Source organism: Ancylobacter lacus (assembly GCF_018390635.1).
Taxonomy (GTDB): domain Bacteria; phylum Pseudomonadota; class Alphaproteobacteria; order Rhizobiales; family Xanthobacteraceae; genus Ancylobacter; species Ancylobacter lacus.
This window is the reverse complement of the sequence record NZ_JAHBGE010000011.1, coordinates 89361-110854: the sequence shown is the minus strand read 5'-3', so window position 1 is coordinate 110854 and position 21494 is coordinate 89361. Positions and strand designations below refer to the sequence as shown.

Annotated in this window: 19 protein-coding genes and 1 pseudogene; 4 read left to right on the top strand and 16 right to left on the bottom strand. The window is 70.4% G+C overall.

The annotated features are described in order from the left end of the window. Window positions 1-444 precede the first annotated feature (444 nt). Entirely contained in the window at window positions 445-1623 is a 1179-nt protein-coding gene (locus tag KHC27_RS21835; RefSeq protein ID WP_213335152.1) for a glycosyltransferase, read from the top strand. Between the two features lie 37 nt (window positions 1624-1660). Then, window positions 1661-2806, top strand: a complete 1146-nt coding sequence (locus KHC27_RS03645) for a glycosyltransferase (RefSeq protein WP_213335149.1) — start codon at window positions 1661-1663, stop codon at window positions 2804-2806. 49 nt (window positions 2807-2855) lie between these two features. Here KHC27_RS03645 and KHC27_RS03640 read toward each other — a convergent pair whose 3' ends face one another. From KHC27_RS03640 to KHC27_RS21985, 9 genes and pseudogenes are all read right to left on the bottom strand, one after another. Beyond that, window positions 2856-4280, bottom strand: coding sequence for an aldehyde dehydrogenase family protein (locus KHC27_RS03640; RefSeq protein WP_213335146.1), 1425 nt, complete (start codon window positions 4278-4280; stop codon window positions 2856-2858). 35 nt (window positions 4281-4315) lie between these two features. Beyond that, entirely contained in the window at window positions 4316-5407 is a 1092-nt protein-coding gene (locus KHC27_RS03635) for an ABC transporter ATP-binding protein (protein ID WP_213335143.1), read from the bottom strand. Next, on the bottom strand, window positions 5397-6011 hold the full coding sequence (locus KHC27_RS03630; protein ID WP_246518800.1) for a cupin domain-containing protein: 615 nt from the start codon (window positions 6009-6011) through the stop codon (window positions 5397-5399). Before KHC27_RS03630 ends, KHC27_RS03635 begins: the two co-directional genes overlap by 11 nt. A gap of 67 nt (window positions 6012-6078) precedes the next feature. Continuing rightward, the gene (locus KHC27_RS03625; RefSeq protein ID WP_213335141.1) at window positions 6079-7149 is read right to left on the bottom strand and encodes an ABC transporter substrate-binding protein; all 1071 of its coding nucleotides are present in this window, start codon (window positions 7147-7149) and stop codon (window positions 6079-6081) included. A gap of 45 nt (window positions 7150-7194) precedes the next feature. Continuing rightward, window positions 7195-8010: an ABC transporter permease gene (locus KHC27_RS03620; RefSeq protein WP_213335139.1), complete on the bottom strand. Its 816-nt coding sequence runs from the start codon at window positions 8008-8010 to the stop codon at window positions 7195-7197. Next, window positions 8007-8885 carry an ABC transporter permease gene (locus KHC27_RS03615; protein ID WP_213335137.1) on the bottom strand — a complete coding sequence of 293 codons (879 nt, stop codon included), beginning with the start codon at window positions 8883-8885 and terminating at the stop codon, window positions 8007-8009. Before KHC27_RS03615 ends, KHC27_RS03620 begins: the two co-directional genes overlap by 4 nt. A gap of 216 nt (window positions 8886-9101) precedes the next feature. Continuing rightward, window positions 9102-10415, bottom strand: coding sequence for an LLM class flavin-dependent oxidoreductase (locus KHC27_RS03610; protein ID WP_213335135.1), 1314 nt, complete (start codon window positions 10413-10415; stop codon window positions 9102-9104). Next, window positions 10313-11044, bottom strand: coding sequence for a hypothetical protein (locus tag KHC27_RS03605; protein WP_213335133.1), 732 nt, complete (start codon window positions 11042-11044; stop codon window positions 10313-10315). The genes KHC27_RS03610 and KHC27_RS03605 overlap by 103 nt, the downstream gene beginning before the upstream one ends. A 123-nt stretch (window positions 11045-11167) precedes the next feature. Further along, window positions 11168-11371: pseudogene (locus tag KHC27_RS21985) on the bottom strand (hypothetical protein); the annotation flags it as partial. Between the two features lie 29 nt (window positions 11372-11400). Between KHC27_RS21985 and KHC27_RS03600 the strand changes: the two are divergent. After that, window positions 11401-11733: a hypothetical protein gene (locus KHC27_RS03600; protein WP_213335131.1), complete on the top strand. Its 333-nt coding sequence runs from the start codon at window positions 11401-11403 to the stop codon at window positions 11731-11733. A 226-nt stretch (window positions 11734-11959) separates the two neighbouring features. Here the strand turns inward: KHC27_RS03600 and KHC27_RS03595 are convergent, their stop codons facing one another. The 4 genes from KHC27_RS03595 to KHC27_RS03580 form a co-directional block, all read right to left on the bottom strand. After that, on the bottom strand, window positions 11960-14917 hold the full coding sequence (locus KHC27_RS03595) for a S8 family serine peptidase (protein ID WP_213335129.1): 2958 nt from the start codon (window positions 14915-14917) through the stop codon (window positions 11960-11962). A gap of 84 nt (window positions 14918-15001) precedes the next feature. Continuing rightward, window positions 15002-15529: a peptide deformylase gene (locus tag KHC27_RS03590; protein WP_213335127.1), complete on the bottom strand. Its 528-nt coding sequence runs from the start codon at window positions 15527-15529 to the stop codon at window positions 15002-15004. A gap of 132 nt (window positions 15530-15661) precedes the next feature. Then, window positions 15662-16591 (bottom strand): AraC family transcriptional regulator, encoded by a 930-nt coding sequence (locus KHC27_RS03585; RefSeq protein WP_213335124.1) that lies wholly within the window; start codon window positions 16589-16591, stop codon window positions 15662-15664. Window positions 16592-16600: 9 nt separating this feature from the next. Next, on the bottom strand, window positions 16601-17422 hold the full coding sequence (locus KHC27_RS03580) for a shikimate 5-dehydrogenase (protein ID WP_213335121.1): 822 nt from the start codon (window positions 17420-17422) through the stop codon (window positions 16601-16603). 259 nt (window positions 17423-17681) lie between these two features. Here KHC27_RS03580 and KHC27_RS03575 point away from each other — a divergent pair, with 259 nt between their 5' ends. Continuing rightward, on the top strand, window positions 17682-18701 hold the full coding sequence (locus tag KHC27_RS03575) for an aldo/keto reductase (RefSeq protein WP_213335118.1): 1020 nt from the start codon (window positions 17682-17684) through the stop codon (window positions 18699-18701). Between the two features lie 34 nt (window positions 18702-18735). On the opposite strand, the gene KHC27_RS03570 is transcribed toward KHC27_RS03575, so the two are convergent. From KHC27_RS03570 to KHC27_RS03560, 3 genes are all read right to left on the bottom strand, one after another. Next, a complete protein-coding gene (locus KHC27_RS03570) occupies window positions 18736-19158 on the bottom strand; it encodes a thiol-disulfide oxidoreductase DCC family protein (RefSeq protein WP_213335115.1) in 423 nt (140 codons plus the stop codon). Beyond that, window positions 19155-20177, bottom strand: a complete 1023-nt coding sequence (locus KHC27_RS03565; RefSeq protein ID WP_213335112.1) for an NAD(P)/FAD-dependent oxidoreductase — start codon at window positions 20175-20177, stop codon at window positions 19155-19157. The genes KHC27_RS03570 and KHC27_RS03565 overlap by 4 nt, the downstream gene beginning before the upstream one ends. Before the next feature lie 109 nt (window positions 20178-20286). Beyond that, the gene (locus KHC27_RS03560; RefSeq protein WP_213335109.1) at window positions 20287-21483 is read right to left on the bottom strand and encodes a saccharopine dehydrogenase family protein; all 1197 of its coding nucleotides are present in this window, start codon (window positions 21481-21483) and stop codon (window positions 20287-20289) included. Window positions 21484-21494 lie beyond the last annotated feature (11 nt).

Here is a 21494-nt window from a genome sequence, read left to right as displayed (position 1 = left end):
GCGCCTGCCGTTCGGCTCGCCGCGCCGCGCCCTAAGGGAAGGTATTATCTTGCAAATTTTCGCCGGTCCGAAGCATTAGCGGGTAAAGACCCATGCGACAGGCGGCCGGTGCCTCGACAGGTCCAGAGTGAAAAGATAGAGCGGGGGAAGCTGGACTATCCGGGGATAGGCATAATGGAGGGGGAGGGGTTCTGGGGTGCGACGGAAGGTCTGCCGCCCCTTCCTGCGCGCCGTCCCTCCCGGTACAAGGCCTTTCTGCTGCTCTGCAGACTATTCTACCTGCTTGTGCTGCGCCGCCGGGTTTCGCCCCAGCGCGTCGCGCGCATGGGCCGAAAGCTTCTCTGGTCCCCGTCCGAGACGCCCGGCGCAACGAAAGCCGCTTCTGCGGCGTCCCGACGCGTCTCCGCCGGCCCGTCCCGTCCGCCCCGCAACGTTTCGGGTGACGTGCTCGACGCGCTCCCCGATGGCGAGTTCGTGGTCCTGCTCGCCGAGGTGCTGTTTCAGAACGCCGCCACCGAGCCGGCCGAGCTGGAAGCCTATGCCGGTCGTCTCAGGGGCGATCGTGGTCGCCGTGACCAGCTCATCCGTCAGCTGGTCATCGATTATGTGACCCGGGCGCGGTCCCCCGACGATACCCCGCACGACCCCGATCTCGTGCGCCTGCCCGGCACCTCGCGAATCCTGACACGCGCGGTCTGGGAGGCGCGGGCCGCCGAGCTGCCGCCACGGCCGCCGAAGACGCCGCCGGTGCCGCTGGAGGAACGCCGCTTCCGCCATACCGGCGTCTACCGGGTCTCCGCCATCGCCAGCCTTTATCGGGGCCGCCGCTATCTCGAGACCTTCCTCGAGAACATGGTTTCGCAGACGATCTTCGACCAGGCGGAGCTGATCATCATCGACGCCAACTCGCCCGAGGGCGAGGAGGAGCTCATCCGCCGCTATCAGGCCGTCTATCCCAATATCGTCTATCGGCGGATGAACTACCGGATCGGCATTTACGACGCCTGGAACGAGGGTGTCCGCCTTGCCCGCGGTGCCTATCTCACGAACACCAATCTCGACGACCTGCGCCGCCGCGACTCGTTCGAGCTGCAGGCGGCGGCGCTCGACGCCCACGGCTTCGCCGACATCGTCTATCAGGACGTCTATTACAGCTTCGACGGCGAACTGGACTTCGACACGGTCGCCGCCTTCGGCTTCAGGAGCGACCTGCCCATCGTGACACCGAACAACCTGCTGTACTTCAACGCCCCCCACAACGCGCCGATGTGGCGGGCTGCGCTGCACCCGGAGCTCGGCCTGTTCGACATCACCTACCGTTCGGCCGGCGATTACGAATTCTGGCTGCGCTGCGCCGCGGCGGGCAAGGCGTTCTTCAAGATCAACGAGGCTCACGTGGTCTATTTCCAGAACCCCGAAGGCCTCTCGACCGCGCCGGAGACGCGGGGGGTGCAGGAGTGGCGGCGGGTGCGGCGGCAGTACGCCCGCCGGCTGATCTCGCCGTTCCTGACCATGTCGGACGAGGATTTTGCCGCGGCCATCGGCGGCCGCTACCCCGCCTCCGACGCGAGCCGGTTCGCGCAGGTGCAGGGTGCGCTGCGGGCGATCAAGGACCGGTTCTGACACCGGAGGGGCGCCGGGGGCGCGGCGGGAGGATGTGATGAAGCTGCTGGTCGACGGCATGCTGTTCCAGGCGGGCCAGAATGGCATCACCCGCCTCTGGGCGCGCCTGCTGCCGCGCCTTGCCCAGCGGGACGGGCTGGAGATCGCGGTGCTGGACCGTGGCGGCCTGCCGGACATTCCCGGCGTCGAGCGGCTGGCCTTCCCCTCCTACGCCGCCCGGAGCACGGCAGCGGATTCCTTCCTGATCGACCGGATCGGCCAGGAGGTCGGGGCCGAGGTGTTCCTCTCGACCGCCACCACCACCCCGGTCACGCTCCCTTCGGTGCTGCTGGTTCCCGACATGATCCCGGAGGTGCTGGGCTTCGACCTCTCCGCGCGGCAATGGCGGGAGAAGGCGATCGCGATCGCCCATGCCCGGCGGTTCCTCTGCCTCTCCCGGTCGACCGCCGGGGAGCTGCGCCGGTTCTATCCGGAGATTCCCGCGGACCGGGTGGCGATCGCCCATCCCGGCGTCGATGCCGGCGTGTTCCGGCCGCGGCCGGCGGCGGAGATCGCGGCGTTTCGCGGGCGCCATCGGCTGCCCAGGCCCTATTACGTGGTGATGGGAGACGGCGCGCCGCAGCCGGGCAATGGCCTGGTGTTCGAGGCGCTGCGGGCGAGCCGGGATGCCTCGGCGGATGTGCTGTGGGTCGGCGGCGAGCCGGGCCTTCCGGCCGCCGCCATGGAAGGGCTGCCGGCCGGCGTCGAGGTGCGGCAGGCCTTTCTGACCGACGAGGAACTCGCCCGCGCCTATGGCGGCGCCGAGGCGCTGGTGGTCCCCTCGCGCGGCGACGGCTTCGGCATAGCGGTCGCGGAGGCGATGTCCGCCGGCTGCCCGGTGGTGTGTTCGAAGGGCGGGGCGACGGTGGAGGTTGCCGGCGGTGCCACCGGGATCGTCGATCCCGACGATGTGCCGGGAATGGTCCGGGCGCTGGCAGCGGTGCGCACCCCCGAGACGCGCAGCCGGCTGGTGGCAGCGGGCCTGTCACGCGCCGCGAACCTCCCCGGCGTGCCGGTGGCGGAGGCGCTGCACGCCGCCGCGTCGGCCGCCGCGGCAGAGCGCGGCAGCGCGGTGCTGGAGCGCTTCAGCCGCGAATGGGCACGGCTGCGCGCGATCCAGATGGCGGTCGACACCAGCGCGTAAGGCGGCCGCACCGGAGCCCTCGCGGGCTCCGGCGTCCGGCTCGGCCGGCTCAGCCCCAGCCGACCACGCCCTTGATCTCGGTGAAGTCGTGAATGGCCCAGTCGGCGTATTCACGGCCATTGCCGGACTGCTTGTAGCCGCCGAAGGGCGCCATCGTGTCCCAGGCGGGGTAGTTCAGATAGACCGAGCCGGCCCGCAGCCGCAGCGCGACCTTGCGGGCGTGGTCGAGGTCGGCCGACTGGACATAGGCGGCGAGGCCATAGACGGTGTCGTTGGCGATGGCGACCGCGTCGTCCTCGTCGGCATAGGACAGGATCGACAGCACCGGGCCGAAGATCTCCTCGCGGGCGATCGTCATGTCCGGCGTCACATGGCCGAACACGGTGGGGCGGACGTAATAGCCGCGGTTCAGCCCCTCCGGCCGGCCGGGGCCGCCGGTGACGAGCGTCGCGCCCTCGGCGATGCCGGCCTCGATCAGGCGCTGGATCTTGCCGAACTGCAGCTCGCTCACCACCGGGCCGAGATCGGTGTCGGCGGCGCGGGGGTCGCCCACCTTCACGGTCTCGGCGGTGGCGCGGGCGATGGCGAGGGCCTCGTCGTGGCGGTCCGCCGGCACCAGCATGCGGGTGGGCGCGTCGCAGGACTGCCCGGTGTTGCTGAAGCAGGCGCTGACGCCCTTGCTGACCGCGGTCTCGAAATCGGCATCCGGCAGGATGATGTTGGCGGACTTGCCGCCGAGTTCTTGGGCGACGCGCTTGACCGTGTCGGCGGCGGTCTTCGCCACGATGATGCCGGCGCGGGTCGAGCCGGTGAAGGAGACCATGTCGACGTCCGGGTGGCCGGCCATTACCTGGCCGACTTCCGGGCCGGTGCCGTTGACCATGTTGAACACGCCGGCCGGCACGCCGGCGGCCTCCATCACCTCGGCGAAGACGATGCCGCTGATGGGCGCGATCTCGGAGGGCTTCAGCACCACGGTGCAGCCCGCCGCGATGGCGGGGGCGACCTTGCAGACGATCTGGTTCAGCGGCCAGTTCCAGGGGGTGATGAGGGCGCACACCCCGATCGGCTCGCGCACGATGCGGGTGCTGCCGCGGCTTTCCTCGAATTCGAACGCCTCGAAGGCGGCGATGGTCGATTCCATGTGGGCGCGCCCGGCCCAGGCCTGGCTGTCCAGCGCGAAGGAGAGCGGGGCGCCCATCTCGCGGCTCACCGCGTCGGCGATGTCGTCGAAGCGCTCGTTATAGACCTCGAGGATGCGCTTCAGCAGCGCCAGCCGCTCGGCCTTGCCGGTCGCGGCGAAGGCGGGAAAGGCGGCCTTCGCCGCGGCGACCGCCCGGTCGACATCCGCCGCCGTGCCGATCGCGATCTCGGTGTAGGCCTCCTCGGTGGAGGGATCGATCACCGCGAGCCGGCGCGGCTCGACCGGGTCGACCCACTGGCCGTCGATGAAGAACTGGAGGTGATGGCTCATGGCACAAGGTCCTGTGGGGGCGGTGAAGACGGAAATCAGCGGTCGGCGGGCAGCAGCGCGCAGGCGGCGCCGGCCCGAATCGAGACGAACAGACGTTCGCCCTGCACGACCGCGGAGGGAAGGGCGCTGCGCGAGACGTCGGCGATGAGGTCGGCGCCGCCGGCGAGGCGCAGATGCACCCGGAGGCTGCGGCCGTGGAACGAGGTGCCCTCGACAATGCCGGGAACGGCGCCGGCGGCGCCGGCCTCGCTGCCGAGCTGGACGTCCTCGGGCCGGATGCCGACCAGGATGTCGCCGGGCGGCACCGGCGGGGCGGCCGGGAGCGGGACGCGCAGGCTCATGCCGCCGGCCTCCACGGTCGCGCCCGCCGCCTCTCCCGGGCCCATCCGTCCCGGCAGCAGGTTCATGGCGCCGATGAAGCTCGCGACGAAGCGGGTGGCCGGGCGGTCATAGAGCGTGGCCGGCGAGGCGGCCTGCTCGATGCGGCCGCGATTCATCACTACGATCCGGTCGGAGATGGACAGGGCCTCGGTCTGGTCGTGCGTCACCATGACGAAGGTGGTGCCGAGATCGCGCTGCAGCCGCTTCAGCTCGAGCTGCATCTGCTCGCGCAGATTGGCGTCGAGCGCGGAGAGCGGCTCGTCCAGCAGCAGCAGGCGCGGCTGGCAGACGATGGCGCGGGCGAGCGCCACGCGCTGCTTCTGCCCGCCCGAGAGCGCCTGCACCCGCTGGTCCGCCTTTTCCGCCAGCCCGACCCGGGCGAGGGCGTCGGCGACCCGCCGCCGGCGTTCGGCCGCGTCCAGAGGGCGCAGCGACAGGCCGAAGCCGACATTCTCGGCGACGTTCATGTGCGGGAACAGGGCGTAGTCCTGGAAGACCGTATTCACCGGGCGGGCGGCGGGCCCGAGGGTGGTGATGTCGCGCCCGTCGATGAGGAGGCGCCCGGCGGTCGGCGCCTCGAAGCCGGCGATCACCCGCAGCGTCGTGGTCTTGCCGCAGCCGGAAGGTCCGAGCAGGCTGAGGAACTCGCCCTCGGCGATGTCGAGGCTGATGTCGTCCAGCCCCAGCACGCCGCCGGCAAAGCGCTTGCTCACCCCGTCGAGCCGCAGCAGGGCTTCATTCGCCATCGCGGTTCTCCTTCACCTTCTGGGTGTTCACCCACACGATGCTGCAGCGCTCGGCCCGGGTGTTGCGGAAGGCGTGGAGCAGCGTGCTCTTGAAGGCGAAGCTGTCGCCGGTCTTCAGGAGGTAGCGGGTGGAATCGACCGTCAGTTCGATCTCGCCTTCGGTCACGAGGCCGAATTCGTGGCCGGAATGGGCGTAGCCTTCGGTGCCGCCGCCGGGTTCCACCGTCACCAGCATGCCGGTCAGCACCGCGCCGGGTGGTGACAGCAGGTCCTTGGCGATGCCTTCCGACTGCACCGGGAGCGGACGGCGCTTGCCGGCGCGCACGCAGTAGAGGTCGTTCTCCTCCGCCTCGTCCGCCACGATCAGCGCGGAAGGCTCGACGTCGAGCGCGGCGGCCAGCGGCCAGATGACCCGGACCCGCAGCGAGGTCATGCCCCGCTCGATCTGGCTGAGGGCGCCGATGGAGATGCCGGCCTTCGCCGCGAGGTCGGCCAGCGAGAGATTGCGGGCGATGCGCAGCGCGCGCACACGCCGCCCCACCCGGATGTCGGCCTCGTCGGCGTCCCGTCCGGTCTTGTCGGTCACATCCACAGCGTCGCTCATTCACGGGTCCCTGTCGGCGGGTTCGAGCCCCGGCGCCGTGCGACGGCGCCGGGGAGGGAGGCGGGGATCAGCCGCCAGCCTTCACCTTCTCGAACATCTTGGCCAGATCGTCGGCCTGCTTCATAGGCCCGGTGAACACCGTGCTCTTCAGCGTGACCTCGGGATCGGCCGGAAGCTGCAGGCTTTCCAGCGTCTCCTTGGGCACCGCGGCGAAGGCCGAGGTGGTGGAGGCGCCGTAGCCGTAATCCTCGATCAGCTTCTTGCCGGAGGAGGCTTCCAGCCGGCTGTTGATGAAGTCATAGGCGAGATCGGCGTGGGGCGTGTCCTTCAGCATCACGAAGCCGCAGGCCCAGGTGAGCATGCCTTCCTTGGGCTTCATGAAGTCCACCGGCACGTTCTGCTTCTTCAGCGCCACCGCCGAGGCGTTCCAGGTCATCGCCGCCACGAGCTGGCCGCTGGCGAGGGCCTGCTCCACCGAGGTCATGTCGGTGGTGTAGCTGGAGAGCAGCGGGCGCTGCTCGCGCAGCTTGGCGGCGACTTTGTCCATGTCGGCGGGCGACATGTCGAAGGGGTTCACCCCCACCAGCAGGGCGGCGACGACCGGGGTGTCGTGCACCGCGTCGATCGTCGCCATGCGGCCGGCATAGGCCTTGTCCCACAGCAGGTTCCAGCTCGGGGCGGGGTCCTTCACCAGGTCGGTGCGGTAGAGAATGGAGGTGTTGCCCCAGTCCCACGGCACCATCCACACCTTGCCCGGCCCGGCCTGCAGGTCCGGCAGGTTGCGGAACACCGGGAAGATCTTGTCCCAGTTCTTGATCCGGGCGGTGTCGATCGGCTCGATCAGCCCTTCCTTGGCCCAGCGCGCGACCTTGTCGTAGCAGGGATGGGCGAGGTCGGGGCGGAAGCCGGCCTTCACCTTGGTGAAGGCGTCGTCATCGTCGCCGAAGGTGGAGGTCTCGACCCCGTCGGGATGGGCCTCGTTGAAGGCGGTGCTGAACTCCGGGAGTTCATAGCCGGACCAGGTGAAGTAGGTCAGCTTGTCGGCGGCGTGCGCCGCCAGCGGCGGCAGAGCCGTCGTGCAGGCGAGCGCAGCGGCCAGGATCCGGGCGAGGACCCTTCGGGACGTGTTCGGCAGCATGGGGATTCTCCTCTGGTCGACGCTGTGGGCGTTCTTCTGGGATTGTCAGGACGGCAGGCGCCGCAGGCCGCGGCGCCGCAGGATCTCCGCCGTCGCGGCGATGAGGACGGAAGCGGCGAGGATCGCCGTGCCGAGCGCCATGACCGTGGGCAGGGATTTGGGGAAGCGGAGCTGGCTCCAGATGTAGAGCGGCAGCGTCGGGTCGGTGCCCGCCAGGAAGAAGGCGACGATGAACTCGTCGAAGCTGGTGAGGAAGGCGAGCATGAAGGCCGAGGCGGCCGCCGGCAGCGCCAGCGGCAGCATGATGCGGGCGAACACCGCCGCTTCCGAGGCGCCGAGGTCGCGCGCCGCCTCCGGCAGGCTGCGCGGCACCGCCCGGAGGCTGCCGCGGATGACGATCACCGTCGTCGGCAGCGCCACCAGCACATGGCCGAGCACGATGGCCAGCCGCGAGGGGCCGAGCCCGATCAGGTTCACCACCACCAGCAGCGCGATGCCGACCACCACGCCGGGAATGAGGATCGGCATCCGCGCCAGCACGGCGACCAGCCGGGCGAGGCGGGAGCCGACCGACAGCTCGGCATAGGCGATGGTGAGGCCGCAGAGCGTGGCGAGGAAGGCGGCGGAGAGCCCGATCATCAGGCTGGTGCCGAGCGCCGCGCGCAGCGCCGCATTGCCGGCGAGGCCGCGGTACCAGCCGAGCGTGAAGCCCTGCAGCGGGAAAGCCGCCTGGATCGAATCGTTGAAGGAGAACAGCGGGATCAGCGCCACCGGCAGATAGAGGAAGACCAGATAGGCCAGCACGTAGAGGCCGAGCCAGCGCCGGCCCGATCCGGTCCCCGGGGTCGCGGCGGCGCTCATGTGCGGCTCCCGAAGCGGCGGTCGGCCAGCCGGACCAGCAGGATGACGGCGAGGATCACCAGCATCACCACCACCGCCAGCGCGGCGCCGAAGGGCCAGTCCTGCGCCTTGCCGAACTGGGCCTGGATGAGGCTGCCGATCATGGTGCTGGCAGGCCCGCCGACCAGCGCGGGGGTGACGTAGTCGCCGACCGTCGGCACGAACACCACCACCGCCCCGGCCAGCACGCCGGGCATGGCGTTGGGCAGGATGATGCGCCGGAAGATGGTGAGGGGCCCGGCGCCCAGATCCGCCGCCGCCTCGACCAGCGAGCGGGGAATGGCGTCGAGCGCCACCAGGATCGGCAGGATCGCGAAGGGGGCATAGGCGTGGGCCAGCGTCAGCACCACTGCCGCGGGGGTGTTGAGCAGCGCGGTGGAGGGTTCGCTCCAGACGCCGAGCGCCATCAGCCCGGAATTCAGCACGCCATTATAGGCCAGCACGATCTTCCAGGCGAAGACGCGCAGGAGATAGCTGGTCCAGAACGGCAGCGTCACCAGGAACAGGATCAGTCCCCGGGCGCGGGCGTGGAAGGAGAGATAATAGGCGACGGGAAAGGCGGTGACGACGGTGGCCAGCGTCACCAGCCCGGCGATGACCAGCGAGCGCAGGATGACGAGGCCATAGAGCGGCTCGGCGGCGAGGGTGCGGAAATTGCCGAGGGTGAGGCCGGCGCCGAACAGCGAGCCGTCATTGACGCGGAACGCCAGCAGGGCGAGCAGGCCGAGGGCGAACAGGATCAGCCCCAGCGTGACGGCGGTGCCCGGCAGCGCCAGCGCGGCGCGGAACACGCCGTCCGCCCGTCCGTTCTGCGCGGTGGTGCCGGTCTCGGCCATGCCCGTCCCCGTCTCGTGAAACGAGGAGAGAATTTTTCATTTTGATGAAAGTGTCAAGGTCGAGTCCGAGGCAAACGCCATCCCGCTCCGCCGCGACGCACGTGCTGCGGCGCGGCAGAGCCGCTCCAGGGTGCATCGCAAAGCTGCGGCTGGGGCGGATCGGGTGGTTGATCGTGAAAATATAGGAACGATTTTCACGAAAACCAATCTGCCCCTTCAGCTCCGCAGGTTCTCCCGGAAGGTGCGGCCGGTGTAGTCCGTGCGGTAGAGGCCGCGGCGCTGAAGCTCCGGCACCACCGATTTCACGAACTGCACATAGCCGCTGGGGGTGAGCGAGGGCACGATGACGAAGCCGTCGCAGGCCTCGGATTCGAACAGGTCCTGCATGCGGTCGGCGATCGTCTGCGGCGTGCCGACGAGCTGCGGCGTCAATTCGCTGATGGCGTAGTGCCGGCCGGCATCGCGCAGGGTGAGGTTCTTGCTCTGGCTGCCGCGCAGGATGACGTCGAACACCCCGCGCGAGCCCTGGGTGATCTCCATGTCCTTCAGCGGCTCGTCCAGCGGGTAGCCCGAGAGGTCGACGCCGGTGTGGTTGGCGATTTCCGCCACGCCGAGTTCCGGGCTGACCAGCGAGTTGAGATACTCCGCCTTTTCCCGGGCGATGGATTCGGTCTCGCCGACGACGATGTCGATGGCCGGCAGCACCGCGCAGTGCTCGGGCGGGCGGCCATATTTCTGCATCCGCGCCTTGATGTCGGCATGGAAGGCCTGCATGTCCGCCTTGTCGTGCTGCAGGGTGAACAGCACCTCGCCCCAGCGCGCGGCAAACTCGCGCCCCCGCTCCGACGAGCCGGCCTGCATCAGCACCGGGCTGCCCTGTGGCGAGCGCGGGGTCTGCAGCGGGCCGCGGGTCTTCACCCAGCGCCCTTCGAAGTCGACATAGTGCACCTTGTCGGGATCGGCATAGATCGCGTTTTCGCGGTCGAGGATCAGGGCGTCCTCGTCCCAGCTGTTCCAGAGCGCGTGGCAGGCTTCCAGCACCTCCTCGGCGTGGTCGTAGCGCAGGCCGCGCTCCATCAGCCGGTCGAGGCCGAAATTCTGCGCCTCGCGGTCATTGGCCGAGGTCACGATGTTCCACGCCGCCCGCCCGCCGCTGATGTGGTCCAGCGTGGCGAAGGTCCGCGCGATGTGGAAGGGATGGTAGAAGGCGGTCGACATGGTGGCGGCGAGCCCGAGATGGGTCGTCACCCGCGCCATGGCGGCGAGAAGCTGCACCGGCTCCAGCATGAACATCTGTCCGGGCTGGCGGATATTGGCGCGGAAGTTCTGCCCGAAGCTGTCATACAGCGTCAGCACGTCGACGAAGAACAGCCCGTCGAATTTCCCGCTCTCCAGAATGCGGGCGATGTTCTCGTAGCGGGCGGGGTTCAGCGCGTCGAGCGCGTCGCTTTCGTCGTGCCGCCAGCTCCCATTGTGGTGCCAGTTCGGCCCGGCGATGCAGAAGCCGATGAAATGCATCTGTCGCGGCACGTCGCGTCTCCGGTTGTCGCGGCCGGTGCCACGGCCTGTCCGGGCGACCGCCGCCGTCGTTTCGGAACGCTAGAGTCCCGCCCTATTCGAGGCAATGTGAAAAACTGGGCAACGCCCTCTCCGCCGCGGCCGTCCCGAGGATCGGAACCGCCCGGCGCAATCGCGCGGCAGATGCCGCGGCCGCAGGCGCCGCCGCCGCCTTCCTGTCGCCCCTGCCCATGCCGGCGCATCAATGCTCGCGGAAGGCTCTCGCGGATGTCCTTGGCGACGTCGCTGCGCAGGTCCTGCCCGATCTGCAGGATCTGCAGCCCGGTCTCGCTGATCCGGCCGCGTGCCTGTGCGGTGGCGGCGATGAGCTGGCCGCGCTCGCCCTTCAGCCGGGCCTGCTCGCGCTCCAGCGCCATGACGCGCTGGAGCGCGACGAGGTTCTGGCGGTAGAGCTTGCGCAGGCCCACCAGCTCGGCCGCGATCAGGTCGAGTTCCTCGCCCTTGGCCTCGATCTGGTTGCCGAGGCCCTCGCTCTCCTGCCGTAGCTGGGCGATACGCTCGTCGAGCCGGGCCTTCTCGCCGGCGCGGGTGGCGGCGCGCAGCTCGAACAGGCGGGTTTCCCCGGCGATGACGCGGGCCACCCCGGGGTCGGCGGCGCGCGCCGTCAGCTCCGCGGGAAAGGCGATCGCCGTGGCGCCGCCGGCGAACCGTTCCACATCCTGGGGGCCATGGCCGAGATGGCGTCCGGGTGCCTCCCCGTCCCACGGGCCAAGCGCGGCGCCGTCCAGCCGGACATCGCCGCGTGCCGCGGGCCAGACCCCGACCAGAAGGCGCAGCAGCGAGGATTTTCCCGATCCGCTCGGCGCGATCGTGGCGGCCGGGCGTCTCGAACCGCGCCCCCAGATGCCCGCCCATGCCGAGCGCCCGCACCACCTCGCGTTGCGGCGGGCGGCTGCGGCCAGCGCCATCCGGGCCGCGAGCGCCTGCGAGGCCTGCCGTGCCGGTGCCGGCCGAGCCCTTCGGCCAGCCCGGCGAGAACGAGGGTGCCCACCAGCACCGCCACGCCGATGAGAGGATGGAAGGCCCAGCAGATCGCGACGTAGAACGGCATCCATGGCAGGTCGAACACGGCGAGCGGACCGGCCCCGGCAAGGAAGCCGCGGACGGTCTGCAGGTCGCGCGGCGGCTGCAGGCCGTCGCCGGGCGTGCTTCCCGTCTGCCGGGCGTCGGCGCCACGGCCGCCGCGCGGCGCCAGCGCGCCGACCCCCTCGAACACCCGGCGCTCCAGCCCGGCCTCCAGCGGCCGCGCCGCGTGTCGAACAGCGCCTGAAACAGCTGGAGCGCCGCCACGATGGCGCACAGCCCCACGAGGGTCGGCAGGCTCTTGCTGGGTATGACGCGGTCATAGACCCCCGGCATGAAGAGCGAGCCGGTGAGAAACAGGATGTCGATGGCGGCGCTCAGCACGAACACGCCGGCAAACACCCGGCGCTGCGGCGCCATGAGGGTGGAAAGCTTCATCGCGGGCACCCGCCGGGGAGAGGAGGGGCGGGGCGTTACACCAGTAGGCCGCGGCCGGCGGGGCTGGTGAAATCGAGCCCGACGATGAGGTCGTTATAGTCGCGGTCGCCGCCGCCGCGTGTGTCCTCGAAGCCCCAGGTGTTGAGGCCGTAGCTCCACAGATGGGTGACGTACTGGTCACCGCTCAGTTCGTTGGCTTCGGCAAAGCCCCAATAGGTCTCGCCGGCGGTGGTGAGCGCCATGGCGACGATGTCGCCATTGTCCACGCCGGCGATCTCCGCCTGCGTGTAGGCGCCGTAGCCGGGGCCGTCGATGCTGTGGCTGCCATCGGTGGTGAGGTAGGCGCGCGCCGCCGCGGCGTCGGCATAGCCGGCATCGCCGGGTTGCAGGTCGCCGATGCGGCCGTCGAGGTCGTCGACCTTGTACACCATCAGCGAGCTGTCATAGACGCCGTTCTGGCGCAGGCGCACCACGGCATCGACATCGTTCGCGCCGTCGGGCGTGGTCGCGATCGCCACCGGCCGCGCCAGGGTGACGCCGCCATTCGCCGTGCCCCAGGTGACGAAGCCATAGTCGTTGGTGAGGTCGGACTGGTAGAGCGAGGCCTGCGCGCTGTCGACGCTGACGCCGAGAACCTGCCCGGCGCTGGCCTGCAGGGTTGCCGCGGTGGACTGGCTGGCGCCGTCGAGGAAGCGGGTGAGATCGGACGAGAAGTCGGACTGCAGCGCCTGCTGCGCGAGGCGGGCGGTCCAGGCGGTGGAGCCCGCGGTGCCGAAATCGAACGCCTCGCCGGCGATCTCCACGGCGCCGCCGCCGCCGAGGGTGGACTGGACCAGGAAGGTCTGGTCCACGGTCGAGCTGCCGGTGAAGCTCCCCACGCCGCTCAGGGTCTCCGGCGCCTCGCCATGAAGCTGCGTCTCGGCGAGGGTCATCAGCGTGCGGGCGAGCAGCAGGCCGTTCGGCGTGCCGAGCCCGGAGGCCAGATCGTAGCCGTCCTCCGCGGCATAGCCGAGCCCGGTCGGCATGATCCAGCTGCCCAGCCCCTCGTCGTAGACGGCCCCGGCGGTGTCCTTGTCCACCACGTAGTAGGTCGAGACATTGTTGCCGAGCGAGACGTCGTTGAAGGCGCCGGGGGTGACGGCGGCGGACTGGTACAGCAGGTCATTGTAATAGCCGAGATGCGGGAGCCCGGCGTCCTCGAAGACGGCATCGATCTGCGCGGTCAGCGAAGCCCACATCGGGGTTGCCGCGCTGGTGCCGCCATTGGGGCCGTAGGTGAAGCTGTTCTTCGAGGAGTCCGAGCCCTCCCGCATGGTGGTCAGCACGTAGTAGAACATGCTGCCGCCGGCGAGCGCCGCGACGTCCGGCACGCCCCGCCCCGTCGCCCCGGAAAAGGCATCGCTGGGAACCAGCCCGAAATCGAGCTGATATTGCGGAATCGGCTGGACGTCATCCACGCCGCCGGCGCCGGAGAAGTTGTCGGCGTAGCCGGGACTGAGTCTGGTGTCCTTGATGTAATACTGGTTCCAGACCGCTTCCAGCAGTGCGGCGACGTCAGAGAGCGGCTGGTCGGTGGCGAGGTCGGGCAGGTCGGTCGGCAGCACCTTCAGCCCGGAAGCGGTGAGGTCGAACACCGTGTCCAGATCGAGCGCGAGGGCCTTGTCCACCAGGGTGGTGACGGTCGTGTCCTGCTCGGCGGTGTTGACCGCGGACAGCGAGGTTCCGCTCACCACCAGCGCCCACTGATTGGCGTGGGTCTGGTGGACCGTGGTGACGCCGTTGGCGTATTCTTGGCTGGACCCTCCGTCGCCGGCCGACATCAGCAGCGTGACGTTGCGCAGCACGCCGTCCTCCATGAGCTGGTCATAAGCCCAGGCGAACGGGGTGTCGGCGGCATAGCGATTGGTGTCGGAATAGGAGGAGGTGAGCACCGCCGGGTTGTTCGTGAGGTCCCAGATCGCCTGCTGTGTTGCCGCGAAGGTCGTCGAATCCCCCGCCAGCTTCGAATAGAACACCATGTCGCTGGACGGCGCGGCGCCGGAGACGATGGAGACGTCGAGTGTCAGCTCCGTCTTCAGGTGGTCGGGCTTGGTGCCGCTCGACGGGTCCGGCTGGGTCCGCAGCAGTTCGTCCTTGCTGAGCGGCGCGATGCCCAGCACCTTGGTGCGGTAGTCGTTAAGCCCTTGAAGCAGCAGATCATAGCTTGCCTGATCGAGCCGTGGCTCTACGAGACCGACGGTCGGCGTGTCGATCTCGTCCAGCAGGTTCTGGGCGTTGAGGGGGAAGTTGTAGTAATCCGCGAGTGCGGTGGGAGTACCGGTGACGCCACCCTTGGCGTCGCCGTAGCTGTAATTGGCCGTTCCCTGCGCGCCCTGTGAAAGGGTGACGCCCTCCGCGCCCATGTTCTGGCCATCGGCCGCCGCGACCTGGTCCACCCAGAACCCGCCGACGACGTTCGCGATCTCGTCCGGCAGCGAGACGTTGCCCTCCCACACCGCCGGGGCATAGTTGTCGCCGACTATGCCGTAGAGCTCCTTGCCGAACAGGTTGTGAAAGCCTTCCGCGGTGAGCTCGACCCAGACGGTGCGGGACTCCGCGCTGGTCACATAGCCGTCCGAATCCTTCAGGAGCTTCACGCCGTCCATGTTTTTCAGCGCATGGGTCACTGCGGCGTAGTCGGAATCCTTGGCGCCGTACTGGTTCCAGAAGTCCTCGAACGCCTTGGTGTCGGCGGAATCGGGCAGGGCGTTCTGCCGCTCGGCCCAGTCGCCGTCGAGAAGGGTGGAGGCGTCTTCCGCCCGATCGAGCACCAGGGCCACCTTGACCTTGAGGTCGCTGCCATAGGTGCTGGCCCAGTCAGCGGCGTTCAGGGCGGAGCTGGCGCCGTAGGCGGATTTGATTTGCGCCAGCGTGCTGGTCGTCAGCTCGCTATCGGGCACAAGGCCGTAGCTGGTCGCCTGAAGGAAGGTCGAATTTGCGATTTCCTTGGCCATGTCGTCCCCCACCTGTCCATCTGTCCGGCTGGGAGCGCAGTGCGGGCGCCTGCCGGATCTTTGCAGACATGCCTGGGCACGAGACTACAGGCGCCCGCTCTTGTCCATAAGGGATGCGGAGCTTTTCCGCTGACGGTCATGCCGTTTGAGCAGGCGCTCGCGCTTCAGCCGCGAGAGCCGGTCGATCCAGAAGATGCCGTCGAGCTGGTCGATCTCATGCTGGTGGCAGACCGCGAGCAGCCCCTCGGCCTCCTCCTCGCGCGCGGCGCCGTCGAGGTCGTGATAGGCGACCCGCACCCGGGCGTGGCGTTCGACCTCCTCGGTGACGCCGGGCATGGAGACGCTGCCTTCGGTGTGGCGCAGGCGCTCGGCCGAAACCTCGACGAGGCGGGGATTGGCGTAGAAGCGCACGGCGCCGGGCGTCAGTTCCAGCACCACCATGCGCAGCATCACGCCGATATGGGGCGCGGTGATGCCGATGCCGGGCGCCGCGCGCATCGTATCGCGCAGGTCCTCGGCCAGCGCGCGCAGGCCGGCGTCGAACGCCGTCACCGCCGCGGCCGGCTGGCGGAGGCGCGGGTCGGGAAACCGGAGGATCGGTCGCGTCGCCATGGCGGCTCCGGGCTGGCGGCCTCGTGGAGAATGGGGAGCGGAAACTAGGCCCTCCCGGCCTGCCGCCGCAAGCCGCCGACGCGGACGCGGGACACCCGCGGCGAGGCATGGCGGCCGGTTCCGCCGGTGCGGTCAGGCCGCCCCGGCGGCAAGGCTGGCGCGCATTGCCGCGCCGTCGCGTCCCGGCGGGGTGCCGAACAGCCGCCGATAGTCCCGGCTGAACTGCGAGGGGCTCTCATAGCCGATGGCATAGCCTACGCTCGCCACCTCTTCATGCGCCATCAGCCGGCGCCGGGCCTCCTGCAGCCGCACCTGCTTCTGGAACTGCACCGGGCTCAGGGTCGTCACCGCCTTGAAGTGGCGGTGGAACGAGGCCGGGCTCATATGCGCCAGCGCGGCGAGATCGGCCACGCGCAGCGGCGCGGCGTAATGCGCGCGGATCCAGGCGGCGGCCCGGCCGATCCGCGCGGCATGGGTATCGCGCAGCCCGATCTGTCGCAGGGTGCCGCCCAGCGGGCCGCCGAGCAGCCGCCACACGATCTCGCGCCGGATGAGCGGGCCGAGCACCGGCAGGTCCTCCGGCGCCTCCAGCAGGTCGAGCAGGCGGGCGAGCGGGTCGCACAGCCGGGGGTCGAGCTCCGCGACCCTCAGCGCGGCGAAGCCGGCCCCGCTGTCGAGCCTTTCGCCCTGCTCGACCAGCAATTCGGCGACCATGGCGGGATCGATGGAGAGGCTGAGGGCGAGATAGGGCCGCTCGGCGCTTGCCTCGGTGATGCGCACGCTCACCGGAACGTCGACCATCGCCAGCAGGCACTGGCCGGCGGCATAGGTGAGGACGGACTCGCCCAGCATGCTGGCCTTCCGGCCCTGGACCACGAGGCAGAAGGAGGGTTCGTAGACCGCATGGATCAGACCGCTCGGCGCGTCGGCGCGCGTCACCATGAGGCCGGGCACCGGGGTTTCCCGGCCGAAGCGGGCGAAGCCACGTGTGAGCCGCCCGGCGAGGCTGGCGAGCCCCCCGGCGGTCGCGGCGGGTATGGGTGGTGAAACGAGGTCGAGCATGGTCCCGCCTCAGGCCGCGCGGGCGGCGGCGGCCGCCGCCTCGATCAGCTCCGCACTGGGCCGGATGCCGGTGTAGAGCACGAACTGCTCGACCGCCTGCAGCACCGCGACATCCGCGCCCGAGATGCGCCGCTTGCCGGCGCGCGCGGCGGCCTGCATCAGCGGGGTGTCGATGGGGATGGCGACCACGTCGAACACGATGTCGGCCGCGGCGATGGTCGCGTCGTCGAAGGCCAGCGCCGTCGGATCCGCGCCGGCCATGCCGAGCGGCGTGGCGTTGATGATGAGCGGGGCGCTTCGCCCGGTCGCTTCCGCCGCCCAGTCGAAACCGTAGAGCGCCGCGAGCGGGCGCCCCGCCGCCGCGTTGCGGGCGATCAGCGTGCCGGCGCGGTGGCCGCGGTCGCGCAGCGCCGCCGCCACCGCCTTGGCCATGCCGCCGGAGCCGCGCAGCAGGAACGGCGTCGAAGGGGCGATGCCCGCCTCGTCGAGCAGGGTGGCGATGGCGGTGTAGTCGGTATTGAAGCCGGTGAGGCGGCCGGCATCGTTGACGATGGTGTTCACGCTGTCGATCGCCGCCGCCGAGCCCTCCAGCCCGTCGAGCAGCGGGATCACCGCTTCCTTGAACGGCATGGAAATGGCGCAGCCGCGGATGCCGAGCGCCCTTATGCCACCGATCGCGGCGGGAAGATCGGTCGTTGTGAAGGCCTTGTAGACATAGTCCAGCCCCAGCGCCTCGTAGAGCGCGTTGTGGAAGCGCGAGCCGAACCGGCCGGGACGCGCGGCCAGCGACATGCAGAGCCGGGTGGCGGGGCCGATCGGCGGACGGGTCATGGGCAGGCTCCTCTGCGGCTTCCGGGTGGACGGCGCGTCGTCCCGCCGGCCCGCTGCCGCGACAGGCTAAAGCACGCGCCGGCGGCCCTCAATGTCGACGGAATGGACCCGCGCGCGCCCCGTGCCGCCCAAGGGTGCCGCCCGACCGTCGGGGCGAGACTGATAGGATCGTGCACGAGGTTGAGAGGATCGGCGGCGCGCCGTGCGCGTTCGGCGCGCTATCTCCCTTTCGACCCATCGGGGCAGAAGGAGACCTTCCATGCGCTACAGGCAACTCGGACAGAGCGGGCTTTTCGTCTCGGAACTGTGCCTCGGCACCATGACCTTCGGGGGTGGCGAGGCCACCATGTGGGGCCAGATCGGCCGGCTCGACAGCCGCGAGGCGGAAGCGCTGGTGAAGACCGCGCTCGACGCCGGCATCAACTTCATCGACACCGCCAATGTCTATGCGGAGGGCCGCAGCGAAACCCTGCTCGGGCAGGCGCTGCGCAGCCTCGCCGTGCCGCGCGACGAGGTGGTGATCGCGACCAAGGTGCTGGGGCCGATGGGCGCCGGGCCGAACGCGCGGGGCGCCTCGCGCGGCCACATCCTCGCCCAGTGCAAGGCCAGCCTGACCCGGCTCGGCCTCGACCATATCGATCTCTACCAGATCCACGGCTTCGACCCGGCGACGCCCATCGTCGAAACGCTGGAGGCGCTCGACACCCTCGTCCGCCATGGCCATGTCCGCTACCTCGGGCTGTCGAACTGGGCGGCCTGGCAGGTGGCGAAGGCGGTTGGCATCGCCGAGGCCCGCCGCCTCGCTCCCCTCATCTCGCTGCAGGCCTATTACACCCTCGTCGGCCGCGACCTCGAGCGCGAGGTGGTGCCGATGCTGGCCTCCGAGGGCGTCGGTCTGATGGTGTGGAGCCCGCTGGCCGGCGGCTATCTCTCCGGCAAGTATGACGGCACCGGCGCCGCCGCCGACGGGCGCCGCGCCACCTTCGACTTCCCGCCGGTCGACCTGCCGCGCGGCGCGGCGGTGATCGCGGCGATGCGGCCGATCGCCGAGGCGAAGGGCGTCAGCGTCGCGCAGATCGCGCTGGCGTGGCTGCTGCACCAGAAGGCGGTGACCAGCGTCATCGTCGGCGCCAAGCGGGTCGACCAGCTCGCCGACAATATCGCCGCGACGGCGGTGCAGCTCGACGCCGCCGATCTCGCCGCGCTGGATGCGGTGTCGAAGCTGCCGGCGGAGTATCCCGGCTGGATGCTGCAGCGGCAGGGCGCCTATCGCGCCTGAGGGGCTCCGGCGGCGGGCGCGGGGAGCGGGCCGTTCAGCGCGGCCCGCTTCCACCGCCGAACCGGCGCACCAGCCGGGCGAGGCGCGGCCGCAGCGGCAGGAAGGCGCGGTAGCCCGCCTCCAGTAGCGCGGTCGCGCCCGGCAGGCGCGCCAGCCGGGCGGCCCAGCGCCAGCGCGGCAGCGTCGCCCACACCCGCACGAAGGCGGCGGCGCCGGAGACGAGCCGTCCCTCGCGGTCCCGCACATGGAAGCGTGCCAGCGCCGTGGCGCGGTCGAGGTCCGGCCCGGGCTGGCAGCCGGTGTCGGACACATCGGTGAAGGCGACGCGGTGCGCGCCTTCCTGACGGCGGTAATGGGCAATCTCGGCGCGGCACAACGGGCAGCCGCCGTCGTAATAGACCGTCAGATCGGGTTCCTCTTCGGCGGTGGGGTGTTCCGGCGCGGCGACCTCCGTCATGGCGCCTTCCCCGATGGCGTTGGCGTGAGATCGGCGATCAGCCGGGCGGCCAGCGCCTCACCGCTGGCGAAGGCGGCCTCCACCCGCGGGGCGAGGCAGCCGTCGCCGCACAGGCCGAGACGGGTTGCGGGGTCCCACAGGCAGGCCTCTCCCAGCGGCTGCTCGACCAGCGCATAGCGCCAGCGATGGGCGGCGAGATGGACCGGCGAGGCGGTGATCCCGCTCACCTCCCGCAGCCGAGCCAGCATGAGCGGGGCGATCTCCTCCGCCGGTCGTTCGAGATTTGCCCGCGACCAGTCCGGCATGGCATGGGCGACGACGGCCGTGCCGTCTTCCGCCCGTCCCGGCTTGCCGGAGTCGTGGGCGATCCACCGCAGCATGTCATCCATGGGCCGCCGGCTGGGGGGCAGCGCCCGCCGTCCCTCGAAGCCGGCCATCAGTGCCCAGCACGGCGCGTAGCGGATGCTTGCCAGCCGCCCGGCCCAGCCGGGCCGCAGCGGTGCGACCAGCGCCGCCGCCTGCGGTGCGGGCACGGCAAGCAGCACGGCGTCAAACCGGCCATTGCCCGGCGTATCGACCGGACCGGTCGCGGTGGACAGCGTGTAGCCCACGCCGTCCCGGTGGAGGCCGGTCACGGTGCAGGCCAGAGCCACCGGCAGACCCGCCGCCATCGCCCGGCACGGCGCGGTCATGCCGGGGGTGCCGACCAGCATCGGCTCGGCCGCCCCCTCCGCCAGGGCGCCCGCGCCGCCGGTGGAGGCGTCCCAGATGTCGGCCTGCCCGGCCGCGCGCCACTGCGCCACCACGGCGCGGAAGCTCTCGCTGCGGGCGGTGAAGAACTGCGCGCCGTGATCGAACGCGAAGCCGGTGGCACGGCGGGTGGCCATGCGCCCGCCGACGTCGCGGCCCTTGTCGACCAGCGTGACGGCGAAGCCGGCGGCCTGCAGCCGCCGCGCCGCCGCGAGGCCCGCCATGCCGGCGCCGACGATGGCGATGTGCGCCGCTGCCGCCCGTTCCATCACCGCCTCCCATGCCCCCGCCCTTCTACGCAGCGCCGCGGCGTTCGGACGGGTGGATAATGCGGAACGGCGCGCCGGCTCCGCGCCGGGCAAGCCGCCGGCCCTGCGATCAGGCGGCGGGGGTCACCGTCTTCGAGATGCGGAAATGGCGCTTCTCCAGCTCGGCGAAGTAGCTCGGTATGTCGAAATACTCTTCCGGCGCCCACACGCCCGGGCGGCGCGGCGTCTTCAGGATGAGCTGGGCGGCAATGGCGCCGTTCATCGAGGTGCAGGCGTCGGTATAGCCCTGATAGAGCGGGTCCGGCGTCACCACCACCTCGATCCGCACCACATGCTCGACCCCGCCCCGCCGGCCGCGGCCGATGGCGAAGTGGATCTCGTGGCTGTCCTGCGCCGGCATACGCTCGGCGTTGCGGGCGATGTTGCGCTCGATGACCTTGCTGAGCACGTCGAGCGGCTTCACCTTCACCCCGCCGATCTCCACCGGGTCGTCATAGGCGCCGAAGCCGGCCTTCACCAGCCCGACCCAGGCCTCGTGCTCGCGGTGGGGCAGGTGCAGCTTCCAGGTGAATTCGCGGATGCCCTTGTCGGCGATGCCGGCGGCCAGCGGCACGGTGAGCTGCTCGGAATGGGGCGAGTGCATGAACTCGCAGCGCCCCCACGGCTCCGGCAGCTCCAGCACCTCGACGCCGCTCATGGGCGGGCATTCGACATGGCGCCCGTCGTAGAACTGGGTGCTGGGGTGGGCGTATTCGGCCAGCACGGTGGAGATGCTGTAGGGCGGCATCAGCACCGGATTCTCGTCGCCGACCAGTTCCGCGGCCCAGTAGAGATTGATGGCGTCGATCTCGTCCAGCTCGTCCGCCACGGCGCGGCAGATGACGTTCGACATGCCGGGATCGGCGCCGGCGCCGATCACCGCGGTGACCCCGGCGTCGCGGAAGCGGGCGTGCTCGGCCTTCTGCTTCACGGTGTAGACCCCAAGCCCGCCGAGATCGAGATAGGGCACCCGTGCCGCCAGCGCCGCCTCGAAGATCGCCATCTGGTGGCCGAGCAGGGTCGGCACGCAGTTGATGCAGATGTCCGCGCCCTCCAGCGCCGCGGCCAGGGCGCCGGGGTCGGCGGCGTCGAGGTCCACCAGCGCGACGCGGGGATCGGCGAGCTCGGCGGCCAGTGCCTCCATGCGCGGGCGCACCGCGTCGCAGATGCGCAGCGTCGCGAAATCGACGATGGCGCGGTCGGAGAGCAGGTCGCGCGCGATGCCCGCGCCCATGAGGCCGGCGCCGCCGAGAAGGGTGATGATCATGGGATGTCCTG